At 44.9% G+C, this 12370-nt stretch carries 7 protein-coding genes; 4 read left to right on the forward strand and 3 right to left on the reverse strand.

Annotated elements, in window-relative coordinates:
- Positions 1–247 precede the first annotated feature (247 nt).
- On the forward strand, positions 248–5374 hold the full coding sequence (locus GQY27_RS21985; RefSeq protein WP_328802955.1) for a rhamnogalacturonan lyase family protein: 5127 nt from the start codon (positions 248–250) through the stop codon (positions 5372–5374).
- A gap of 246 nt (positions 5375–5620) precedes the next feature.
- Positions 5621–7699: a catalase gene (locus tag GQY27_RS05485; RefSeq protein ID WP_160032549.1), complete on the forward strand. Its 2079-nt coding sequence runs from the start codon at positions 5621–5623 to the stop codon at positions 7697–7699.
- Between the two features lie 68 nt (positions 7700–7767).
- Here GQY27_RS05485 and pepT read toward each other — a convergent pair whose 3' ends face one another.
- Positions 7768–9003, reverse strand: a complete 1236-nt coding sequence (pepT, locus tag GQY27_RS05490) for a peptidase T (RefSeq protein WP_160032550.1) — start codon at positions 9001–9003, stop codon at positions 7768–7770.
- 195 nt (positions 9004–9198) lie between these two features.
- On the opposite strand from pepT, the gene GQY27_RS05495 reads away from it, so the two are divergent.
- On the forward strand, positions 9199–9612 hold the full coding sequence (locus GQY27_RS05495) for an SRPBCC family protein (RefSeq protein WP_160032551.1): 414 nt from the start codon (positions 9199–9201) through the stop codon (positions 9610–9612).
- 260 nt (positions 9613–9872) lie between these two features.
- Here GQY27_RS05495 and GQY27_RS05500 read toward each other — a convergent pair whose 3' ends face one another.
- Positions 9873–10421, reverse strand: a complete 549-nt coding sequence (locus tag GQY27_RS05500; RefSeq protein WP_236570501.1) for a methylated-DNA--[protein]-cysteine S-methyltransferase — start codon at positions 10419–10421, stop codon at positions 9873–9875.
- 269 nt (positions 10422–10690) lie between these two features.
- Here GQY27_RS05500 and GQY27_RS05505 point away from each other — a divergent pair, with 269 nt between their 5' ends.
- Positions 10691–11746: an LCP family protein gene (locus GQY27_RS05505; protein WP_160032552.1), complete on the forward strand. Its 1056-nt coding sequence runs from the start codon at positions 10691–10693 to the stop codon at positions 11744–11746.
- Between the two features lie 53 nt (positions 11747–11799).
- On the opposite strand, the gene GQY27_RS21695 is transcribed toward GQY27_RS05505, so the two are convergent.
- On the reverse strand, positions 11800–12370 hold a 571-nt coding region (locus tag GQY27_RS21695), incomplete at its 5' end, for an alpha-amylase domain-containing protein (RefSeq protein ID WP_236570502.1).

The raw sequence follows: 12370 nt of genomic DNA on the forward strand, positions 1-12370 counted from the left end.
AAACTCAGCATGCAAACAATATAAGGAAAATACTTTCTAATAACCTTACCCTATTTAAATAGGTAATAAAAGGATTAGGAGTATAAAAAGTGGCGATTTCGATTAGGAATCGTCACTTTTTTTGTTCAATACCTGGGATAAAGAACACTGAATTATGTACGAAAAACACTGTTTTTTAGATGTTAAAAGAAGTGATCTAAAGCTACGATGGAAGGGGTTACATTTAGAATGCAAAGGAGGCATCTTCATGAAAGCAAGCAGGAAGCACCATCCTGGCAAATCTCGATTTTTTATCATTTTTCTTGTTTTTCTTATGGTGCTGTCAACGATGGCAATGCCAATGGAATGGGGTGGACAGACGGTAAAGGCAGAGGCAATACAAGATGAAGTAGACGAGGGTGTACAAGAAGATGCACAAGCAGGGCAAGAAGGGGTAGAAGAAGGACAAGAAGGATCAGAAGAAGGTCAGGAAGGAGTAGAGGAGGAAGTGCAAGGGGATGGAACGCAGGCGGATGCGGGTCGCGATGCTCTGGCTCCACAGACGAACGATGCAGATAATAACCTGAAGATGGCTGCTGAAGGCGAATATCGCTTTGATTTTGGGGATGGAGTGGTAGCGGAAGGTTATATCGGAGTCGGTGCACAGTCATCTTATTCACAAGAGACAGGGTATGGTTTTACAGATCTGTCCACAGTGACTGTACATGACCGCGGAGGAGATGACCCGCTTCGTTCTGATTATGCACATGTGGATAACGGCATGTTTCAGATTGATCTGCCAAATGGCGATTATGACGTAGCTCTTATTGCAGGGGATCAGGAGGAAGGCTCGGAGATTGCGATTAAGACAGAGCGGATGGAAAAAGTGCAGCTGACTGCCAAAGGGGCAGGCGAGTTTTTGGAGATGAATTTCTCCATTGCACTGGTTGATGGCCAGCTGAATCTCGCAATCACCGGTTCTGCAGCTAAACTGAGCGCGCTGGTCATTACGAGGCTCCCGGACCGGACACCAGGCAGTAATCCGGCAATCTATATTGCTGGAGATTCCACAGTGCAGACTTACGATCCATACTGGAAGCCGCAAGCTGGATGGGGACAAATGCTCCCTCGTTTCTTCGAGGAACAAATTACGATTAAGAATCAATCTATTGGTGGACGAAGCACGAAATCTTTTATCGATCAAGGCAGACTCGATGATATTCTAAAAGTCATTCAGCCAGCTGATTATTTCCTTATTCAATTCGGTCATAACGATGCGACAATCTCGATACCGGATCGGTACGCTTCACCAGCTGATTTTAAAGAATATCTCAGAACTTATATCCACGGTGCAGAGCAGCGCGGGGCAATCCCGATTCTCGTAACACCGGTAGGAAGAAGAGATTTCAATGCAGATACAGGTAAATTCAATGTGAGTTTCCCAGAGTATGTAGATGCAATGAAAGAAGTAGCAGCAGAGGAAAATACAAAGCTTATCGATCTTAGTACGCTGAGCAGAGCCTACTATGATTCCATTGGTGTAGAAGAGACCAAATCCGTCTTTTTGCATACCGACCCAGGAGTGTATGCAGCATTTCCGAATGGATCAGCTGACAATACACACTTCCAGGAGTATGGAGCGATTCAGCTTGCTAGAATGGTTGCTCAGTCGATCAAGGAGCTGAACATTCCACTATCGGAATATGTAAAAGAGCAGGACCTGCCGGATGCGAAACCAAGTCCTGTAACCGGTCTTGTGGCAGGTAATATCAGTAACAGCGGTGCGTTATTAAAATGGAACGCAGTAGAGAATGTTGATATTTACCGGATCTACGTCAAGCTTCAGACAGATGCAGAATCCGCGTATAAGTTAGCAGGAACAGCTACCGTGCCTAGCTTCTCTTTGGCTGGTCTTTCAGAAGGAAAAGCATATACTGCGTATGTCATTGCGGTAAATGGAAAAGGTTCCTCTGATCCTTCTGAGAAAGTAACGATTGGAACCAAATCAGCTGCTTATCGCTATGATTTTGGTCCTCCGGGTTCCCCTGTAGCAGAAGGATACACGGAGATTAATCGTAATATTCTCTATACCAAGGAACGCGGTTATGGACTTGTCGTTCATGAAGGTGCTTTGGCAGACCGTGATCGAGGTGGGGCTACGGATGCCCTTCGCCGTGATTTTATTATTAATTTCGGTGGTGTTTACGAATTTAAGGTAGATCTTCCTAACGGTACATATGCCGTGAAATCCTATACAGGAGACTGGATTGGTTCTACTAGAACGAACGTGAACATTGAAGGGAAGGACTATGGAACAATAAGCTCTGGGAAAGAGAATATTGCTGAGAAGCTGCATGCTCCTATAACTGTACAAGATGGGCAGATCAACATGATCTTCTCTGGACAAACCGCTCATGTGAACGGAATTGAGATTACACCTCTTCTGCTTGCACCAACGGGTCTGGAACTTGTGAAAGTGGATCTTGCGAGTGAAGTTCCTTGGGCAGAGATTTCTTGGAAAGACATGGATAGTGCAGCCTTATACCGTGTATATCGTCAGGCAGAAGGAGAAGCGAAACCATCTTTCTTAGCGGAAACTTCCGGACTCACTTGGAAAGATGAAACCGTGGACTTTGGTATGAAATATACCTATACAGTAACCGCAGTGGATGCAGCGGGGCTTGAATCGGTTGCTTCTACACCGCTAGAGGTTTCCATGATTGATTCGTCTGTAGAGAAAGCCGGCATTCCTAAGGGCTTAAAGGTAAGTTCTATTCATAAAAATGAAGTCACATTTACGTGGGAACTAAGCACAAAGGCTCGTTCATATAACGTATACCGTTCGGATAAAGAGAACGGAGTCTACCATCTTATCGGTAAGACAAAAGAAGCACAGTACACAGATCAAACCATTCTCAGTACGATACCTTATTATTATAAAGTGGCGGCTGTAAATGCGGGAGGAATCTCGGATTTGTCAGAGGTGCTGGTTACTGAAGCGGTAACCACGTTATATCGTCAAATGGAGAACCTTGATCGTGCACCCGTTGCAGTCAAGACAGAAGACGGCGTATTTATTAGCTGGAGAATGCTTGGTCTGGATCCAGATTCAATTGCATTCCAAATTTACCGTGATAGCAAGCTCATTACGAGCAAACCGATTACGGATCGTACCAACTATGTGGATGCAGGGGGTACAGACAAATCGAAATACGTAATTGAACCGATGGTAGGTGGAGTAAAACAAAAAGCGACGGAGCCAATCTCCGTATGGCAGCAGCAATATAAATCCATTCCGCTTGATAAACCAGCAGATGGTTATACCAAGGATGGTCAGCCTTATTCTTACTATGCGGGAGATGCGAGCGCAGGTGATCTCGACGGAGATGGCCAGTATGAAATCGTTATGATGTGGTCGCCAACGAACAGCAAGGATAACTCACAATCAGGATACACAGGCGAAGTGTATTTGGATGCTTATAAAATGGATGGAACAAAACTATGGCGTATCAAAATGGGTCCTAACATTCGTGCAGGGGCACATTATACTCAGTTCCTAGTCTATGATTTTGATGGAGATGGAAAAGCGGAAGTTGCTATGAAGACAGCAGACGGAACCAAAGACGGAGCGGGTGTAGTTATTGGAGATGGTTCGCTTGATCATCGCAATAGCTCTGGATACGTTCTTCTTGGAAACGAATTCCTTACTGTATTTGAAGGACCAACGGGTAAGGCACTGAGTACCGTTCCTTATGATCCGCCTCGCGGTGATGTAAGTTCGTGGGGAGATGGATACGGAAACCGGGTTGACCGGTTCCTTGCGACCGTTGCTTATCTGGATGGAGAGCATCCAAGCCTTGTTTTCTCTAGAGGTTATTATACAAGAACCGTGCTTGCTGCTTATGATTTCAGAGGCGGGGAGCTGACCAAACGCTGGCGCTTTGACTCGAATGATGAAGGTCTTAGCAGCTATGCAGGACAGGGTAATCATAATTTGTCTGTCGGTGACGTAGATAACGATGGCAAAGACGAAATCCTGTTTGGTGCCATCGCCATTGATGATGACGGTACTCCGCTTCACAATACAAGACTCGGTCACGGCGATGCTATGCATTTTGGTAATCTCGATCCTCAGCGAGAAGGTCTTGAAATATTTAGTGTTCATGAAGACAAAAATGCGAAATACGGCATGGAAGTACGTGATGCAAATACAGGCGATATTCTATGGGGAGTTCCTTTGGGAATTGACGTAGGCAGAGGGATGTCAGCCGATATTGATCCGAATTATCCAGGAGAAGAAGTATGGTCTGCTACGATTACGAACGCAGAGCATATTCCGCTAAGCGGTTTGTATTCTATTAAAGGGGAGAAAATATCATCTAAAATCCCTTCATCGACAAACTTTGGGATCTGGTGGGACGGCGATCTGCTAAGAGAGCTGCAAGATGATATCCGAATTGATAAATGGGATTACAAAAATCAAAAAACGATCAATTTACTCACAGCAACAGGCGCTGCGTCGAACAACTCCACAAAAGCGAATCCAAGTTTACAAGCGGATCTTTTGGGAGACTGGCGTGAAGAAGTTATCTGGCGTTCGGAGGACAGCACAGAGCTTCGGATTTATACAACAACCGATGAATCGGACTATCGTATTCGTACGTTAATGCATGATCCAATCTACCGCTTAGGTGTTGCATGGCAGAATGTTGCTTATAATCAGCCTCCACATACAGGCTTCTATTTAGGAGCAGGAATGGAGATGCCTGGGGCTCCAAACATTCGTTATACGGGTGCTGAGGATCAGGGATCAGCAAAAGAAAAGCCAGGAATTCCTGTACTTTCTGATAATAACGGACACAATAATGGTCTTTTGGATGGAGAATACACCATCTCTATGAATATGTGGTGGGGTGAGAATGGAACCAGATATAAACTGTATGAGAACGGGAAGCTGATCCATACAGAGCTTTTATCTGATAGTACACCTGACGCACAAAGTGTTCATGTTCCACTGGCAGGAAGAGATAACGGTACGTATGTGTACACGGCAGAACTGATAAATGCACACGGAACAACACAAAGTGCCCCTCACACGGTAACGGTAAAAGATGCGGCCCCGAGTAAGCCTAGTATATCAAGCGATAACTGGGATCAAGACGGAGAGTACCGAATCACGATGAACATGTGGTGGGGAACAAGCGGCACCCTCTATAAGCTGTATGAGAATGGGGAACTCGTCGATACACAGGAATTAGCAGCAGTGACTCCTGATGCACAGACAGCCTACACGGAGATTACAGGCAAAGCAGCCGGCGTATACGAATATCAGATTGAACTGTCTAACACCCATGGACAGGTAAGAAGTGAAGTCATCCGTGTTGAAGTGAAATAAACTAGGAATTGAGTGAGAGAAGCCGGGCGCAGGGTTGTTATTTCATCCGCGACCGGCTTCTTTATTTTGTATACATAATAGAAGAAGGTACGTTTCCACGAGGCAACAATCAGATTTGATTCCGGGCGAGCGTTTAATCCAATGTGCTGAAGGGTACTTAAACTAATATGCTAAATTACTATTTTTTTTCGGTAGATTCGTTGTTAGTTACTGATTAAGAAGCGAAAACGAAGAGGAGTGATAAGAATGAGTGAAAAAGATATGAACCTGAACAAAGACGCGAAAGACGAGCAGCTCGATACATTCCGAGTGGACAATGATGGACAGAAGTTAACGACCAACCAAGGTCTTAAGGTGTCTGAAGATGAATTTTCGCTGAAAGCAGGAGAGCGTGGACCGACGTTAATGGAAGATTTTCATTTTCGTGAAAAAATGACGCATTTTGACCATGAGCGTATTCCAGAACGGGTTGTGCATGCCCGCGGTTTCGGTGCCCATGGGTATTTTCAAGTCTATGAGCCGCTTACTGAGCTCACCAAAGCAGGTTTTCTGCAAGACCCAAGTGTAAAGACTCCTGTCTTTGTCCGTTTCTCAACCGTAGCAGGGTCACGCGGATCAGCAGATACGGTTCGAGATGTGCGCGGATTCTCCACGAAATTTTATACCGAAGAAGGTGTCGTTGATATCGTTGGTAACAACATACCTGTCTTTTTCATTCAGGATGCGATTAAGTTCCCGGACTTTATCCATGCGGTAAAACCCGAACCTCATAATGAAATTCCGCAGGCTGCTTCTGCTCATGATACGTTTTGGGATTTCATAGCGAATAACCCAGAGACCGCTCATATGATGCTGTGGCATCTGTCCGATCGTGCTTTGCCGCGCAGTTTCCGGATGATGGAGGGTTTTGGTGTACATACATTTAGACTAATTAATGCCGAAGGAAAAGCCCATTTTGTGAAGTTTCACTGGAAACCAGTGCTTGGCGTTCACTCCCTTGTCTGGGATGAGACTCAGAAGATTGCGGGTAAAGACCCTGACTTCCATCGACGCGATCTATGGGATGCGATTGAGTCCGGCAATTATCCAGAATTTGAGTTTGGACTTCAAGTTATTAAGGAAGAGGATGAGTTTAGTTTCGATTTTGATATCCTTGATCCGACTAAGCTATGGCCAGAAGAACTCGTGCCTGTTCGTAAAGTAGGTAAAATGACGCTGAATCGGAATACGGATAATTTCTTCAGCGAGACAGAGCAAGTGGCCTTCCATCCTGGACATGTTGTTCCAGGTATTGATTTTTCCAATGATCCATTGCTTCAAGGCCGTCTATTCTCGTATACAGATACACAGCTTACGAGACTTGGCGGGCCAAACTTTGCCGAAATTCCTATTAACCGTTCGATTGCTCCCGTACACAATAACCAGCGTGACGGTATGCACCGCATGACGATTAACCGTGGCCAGGTCAGCTATCACCGTAACGGAATGGCCGGAAACAGTCCTTCTACGGCTACACCTAGCGAAGGCGGTTATGAGCATTATACCGAGAGGGTAGATGGCCGAAAAGTACAGGCAAGAAGTGAAAGTTTCAAAGACTTCTACAGCCAGGCCAAATTGTTCTGGAACAGTATGTCGGAAGTGGAGAAAAAGCATATTATAACTGCGTTCCAATTCGAGCTTGGAAAAGTTCAGCGCAAGGAAGTGCGTCAATCGGTAGTAAATCTGTTGATGAATATCGACACCACTCTTGCAGCGAGTGTTGCGCCGAAGATCGGTGTACAGCTTCCGGAAGCAGGAGAGGCAACCAAGAACCCGATTCCAACTGATTCTCCGGCACTCAGCATGATGAATACTATTTTCAGTGCGAAGACTCGTAAGGTTGCGATCATTGCAGGAGAAGGTTTCGATCAGGCAACAACCAAAGTTATAGAAGCGCTGAAGGAAGCAGGTGCCATGCCAGAAGTGGTTAGTGACCGACTTGGTCCCATCAGCGGACAAGGTGGACAAAGCATTGAGGCACTGCATACTTTCCTCACCAGCGATTCTTTATTATTCGACGCCATTTATATTGCGGGTGGAAAAGAAGGGGTTAATCTGATTGCCTCTGAACCTGATGCAAAAGAATTTGTGCGCGAAGCATACAAGCACTTTAAACCGATCGGTGCTGTGAATGAAGGGGCAGCTTTCCTTCAGCAGTCCCTCGCGATAGAAGACCTGCGTTTACCAGGAATTGTGACAGCTCGGTCTACAGAAGAGCTTTCTGGTTTTGAGAACAAATTTGTGGAAGCTGTAGCGGCACATCGTTTCTGGGATCGCAAAATGTAAATAAAAAGGGCGATGAATTACCTTAAGAAGGTGATCCATCGCCCTTTTTTTAAATTCATTACATCTGTTTATTCTCCCCGCTGCTCAAACAGCTGAACAATACCAATAATGACCTGAGTGGCTTTCTCCATATGATCTACGGATACATACTCATAACGTCCATGAAAGTTCTCTCCGCCTGTAAAAATATTCGGTGTCGGCAGTCCCATGTAAGATAACTGAGAACCGTCGGTTCCCCCGCGAATCGGTACAATATGAGGCTCAATTTCGAGCTGTTTCATGGCTTCTCCGGCAATATCCACAATAAATTTCACTGGCTCAATTTTCTCGCGCATATTGAAATATTGGTCACGAATCTTAAGTTCGATTCGCTCCTCACCGTAGGCAGCCTGGAGGATTCTGGCGATCTGCTCCAGATTCGCTTTCCGTGCTTCAAATTGTTCACGATCGAAATCACGGATAATATAATTCAGTACGGTTTCTTCTACATCTCCCTTAACAGAAGACAAGTGGTAGAAACCTTCATAGCCGTCCGTAAACTCGGGTGCTTCTTGAATAGGAAGTCTTGCGTGGAACTCCATTGCGATTTTGGCGGAGTTCACCATTTTATTTTTGGCAGTACCCGGGTGGACGTTTTTGCCTTTGAAAGTAATTTTGGCAGCTGCGGCATTAAAGCTCTCATACTCCAGTTCACCAAGCGGTCCTCCATCAACGGTGTAAGCATATTTTGCACCAAATGCCCCTACATCAAAACGCTCCGGTCCACGGCCGATCTCTTCATCAGGTGTAAAAGCAACCCGGATCTTCCCGTGTTTAATCTCTGGATGAGTGATCAGGTATTCCATGGCAGTCATAATTTCGGCAATCCCTGCTTTGTTGTCTGCACCGAGAAGAGTCGTTCCATCCGTTGTAATTAGCGTATGACCTTTATAACCTGCAAGCTCTGGAAAATCTTCTAGAGACATGATAATCTGTTGTTCCTCGTTCAGCGTAATATCTCGGCCATCATACTGCTCTATAATTTGAGGGTTTACGTTCTTTCCGGTAAAGTCAGTGGCCGTATCTAGATGAGCAAGGAATCCGATGACAGGAACATCATGATCTGTGTTAGAAGGAAGTGTGGCCATCACATAACCGTTATCGTCTATACGGATCTCTTGCATGCCGATGGAGTGCAGCTCTTCTACCAGCTTGCGTCCAAGTTCAAGCTGTCCTGGAGTTGTAGGGCAAGTCTCACTGTTCTCATCTGACTGGGTATCCACACGTACATAGCTCGTTAGTCTTTTAATTAAGTCCTTTTTCACGCGACATCAGCTCCTATGTAGTTCTCTTTTATAAATGTAGTTTATCACGAACCTTGTCCTCATGCATAAATCTGGAAGGGGAATGCACAATAGTAGAAAACCACTTGAGATTCCATTGACGTGCAACCATTAGGTGCTATAATTGCTGCATTCTTTACTCACAAACGATGAAACTTTTTGTAGAAGGAGCGACTTATGACAACATCATTGCCCGAAATTAGAAAAACCATTCTGCTGAATGCACCTATCGAGAAGGTATGGAAACTAGTTTCTACAGCAGAAGGAATTGCAGAGTGGTTTATGCCAAGTACCTTTGAACCTGTGCTTGGTCATGAATTTATTCTTGAAGCAGGACCTTTTGGTAAATCGAAATGCAAAGTAACGGAGTTCGATCCGCCAAATACGCTGAGTTTTACTTGGGATAAAGATTGGTTACTCACTTTCAAGTTGGAAGAGAAGGAAGAGCAGACCGAGTTTACTTTAATCCATGACGGCTGGAAAGCTGGAGAGAAGACTTCATTTGGAGAAGATCACAGTCTGGTTCGGGATCGTATGGATCAAGGGTGGAGCGGCATTGTAAACAAGCTTGCTGCCATAGTTCAAGCCTAAAGATATATTTCCGAGTTGCGGTTTTGCGACACTTGACCTGTAATGAAGGAATGACAGCATACTTTCAATTGAAAAGAAGGTCTATCTAGACCAAAGAGAGCGCAGCAGGTTAATCCCGCTGCGCTCTTCTTGTATTTACGATAATGTAAGGCTTCGCCATAACTAGAATACAGCGTAAGCTTCATAACCTTTCCACGGTTCGAAAACAGCGCATCATCACATTGTGACTTGCTAATATGTCCGACCCTATATGGCGATCGTTAGAATTCAAAACGGGCATGTCCTTTTCGGGTGTAGTCATGATATCCCTCTAGTGTAAGAAGTGCCTCCTTGAACTCAAGTCCTCCGCGGAAGCCCGTGAGATTCTTATTCTTACCGATAACCCGGTGGCAAGGAACCACCATGGGAACGGGATTAGCTCCATTTGCAGCGCCGACAGCACGGACTGCCTGTGCTCTGCCGACATGGTTTGCGATATCGGAATAGCTGCGTGTTTCTCCATAAGGGATCTGCTGTAGTGCATTCCATATTTCGATTTGAAAAGCAGTTCCGCGAAGATCAAGGGGTACAGAGAACGGAAACCTTTCTCCACTCAAATACGCTGTAAGCTGTTTGGTATAGGGTTCAAGCTGCTGTTCATCCTTAAGCAGTGCAGCATCTGGGATGTGGCGATCAATCCAGGACTGAAATCCCTCCCAGTTCTCTGAGGGCCAGGTGATTTTACAGATTCCTTGTTCAGTTGCTGCAAGATATAAAAATTGATTTTGTAACAAATCATGTTGAACCTTCGTCCAATAGACAGGGGTCACGATCTATCCCTTCTTTCGCTTAATTGTTCATATTTCTTATTATAGGCTTGCTTGGCATATAGAGCAGTATTTTGGAATAGGAGAGCAAGTTTTCGACATTGTCACCAAAATGATATTCCTTATTATGGAAACTTGTAGTATAGTAATTGCGTTATCCCTTTGTAAGCAGAACTGTACATAATTTTTAATTAAACAAAAGCAATCTTAGTCTGAAATTATAGCTTGAATCTGTCGAAAAAAAAGAAAAAGAGTGCAGAGAGGAGAAGCACATGAGTGACCAGGAAGAATACCCGCTGACGCGGAGTAAACGACACCAGAACAAAAAAAAGAAGAAACCGAAATCAAAGAAACCGCTGATTATTACAGCGATCATTCTCTTGCTTATAGGAACGATGGGGTTTGCATTCCGTAAAGAACTTGTTGCTGTAGCATTTCACTTATTTATAGAAGATACAGTAGTGGACGGAATTGATAAAGCATACGAGCCGATTAAGGTGACAGGTCCTGCAGGGGATGAAGAAAAGCAGGGCGAGCTGACAAAACCATTCAGCATGCTGCTGCTCGGTGTAGATGAAAGAGAAGGCGATGTCGGAAGATCAGATACGATGATCTATGCGGTATTTCGGCCCGCAGAGCACCGAATGTTATTAATGTCGATCCCTCGGGATTCGTATGTTCCGATTGTAGGAAAAGACAAGAGAAATAAGATTAATGCTGCCTATGCTTTCGGGGGAACCAAAATGAGCGTAGAGACAGTGGAGCAGTTGCTGCAGGCGGATGTTAATTACTATGCTAAAGTCAATTTTCAAGCACTAGTAGAAGTAGTGGATGCGCTTGGCGGTGTGAAGCTGCCAATAACCGAAGTTATTGAGAACAAACAAAGAATCCACATAAAGCTCCGAATTGAGCCGAACAAACCGATCTATGACGGTGCAGATGCCCTAAATTATGTGCGTTATCGTGAGGATTCGGATTATAAGCGAACAGAGCGCCAGCGGATTTTTATTAAGCAAGCGACAGAGCGGGCATTATCGCTGGGTAATATTACAAAGATTCCGCAGTTAATCGACATAGCGAGTTCGAATATGAAGACAGACATGACTTCTGATTTTATTATTGATCTAGCGGAACTATTGTATGAGAAAGGATCCGTTCCCCAGATGAGCAGTTACATGCTGAAGGGTGAAGGTGAGAATAACCAGTACGGCTGGTACTACATGCTAAGTGATCAAGGGTTAGCAGAGGCGCAGGAAATCATCAATAATTGGATGGATGAAAATACCGCAGCAACGGATCTTATCGATCCTGAGCTCAAAGAACAATGAAAGAAAGAGGCAGACCTGTAAATCAAAGGTCTGCCTCTTTTGATACCTTATTTTTAAGCTTGTGACTCTTGCTTCTGATCGTCTGATTCCTGATCTTGAACTTGTTCCACCCAGACTGAGACACTTCCGCCTTTGACGGTAAAGTTAGCACAGCCATCTTCTTCGATCGTAAACGTCTGTTCTTGGTTACCTGTAATGTCATACCAAGTCTGCCCCGCACGTTCTTTACCGACACACATCCGCTTTTCTCCATTTTCGCCGTTACCGATAATGATGGCACAGCCGGAGTGAGGGATTTCAGCGACACCGCATCTTACCCAGCCAATCGTATTGGGATGGTCAAAATAATCAATTTGGTCACCGTAGGCATGATCGTATCTTGCGGCTAGCAGAGGGTCGATGGCTGCTTGCTTCGAAGGAATCGGATTTTCTCCGCCAATGCCATAGTAATCTCCGTAGAACACACATGGGTATCCGCCCTGACGAAGTAAGATCAGTGCATATGCACTTTGTTTAAACCAGTCGTCAATCCAGGACTCGAGTGCTTCTCCCGGCTGAGAGTCATGGTTATCAACAAAGGTAACCGCATGGGTGGGGTGGGTTTGAACAAGCGTATCATTAAAA

Origin of the sequence: Paenibacillus sp. An7, assembly GCF_009870785.1 — a bacterium.
In the GTDB taxonomy this organism is placed as follows: Bacteria; Bacillota; Bacilli; order Paenibacillales; family Paenibacillaceae; genus Paenibacillus.

Coding starts and splice junctions, on each gene's coding strand:
- GQY27_RS21985 (WP_328802955.1), top strand. CDS start 248: ATGAAAGCAAGCAGGAAGCACCATCCTGGCAAATCTCGATTTTTTATC.
- GQY27_RS05485 (WP_160032549.1), top strand. CDS start 5,621: ATGAGTGAAAAAGATATGAACCTGAACAAAGACGCGAAAGACGAGCAG.
- GQY27_RS05495 (WP_160032551.1), top strand. CDS start 9,199: ATGACAACATCATTGCCCGAAATTAGAAAAACCATTCTGCTGAATGCA.
- GQY27_RS05505 (WP_160032552.1), top strand. CDS start 10,691: ATGAGTGACCAGGAAGAATACCCGCTGACGCGGAGTAAACGACACCAG.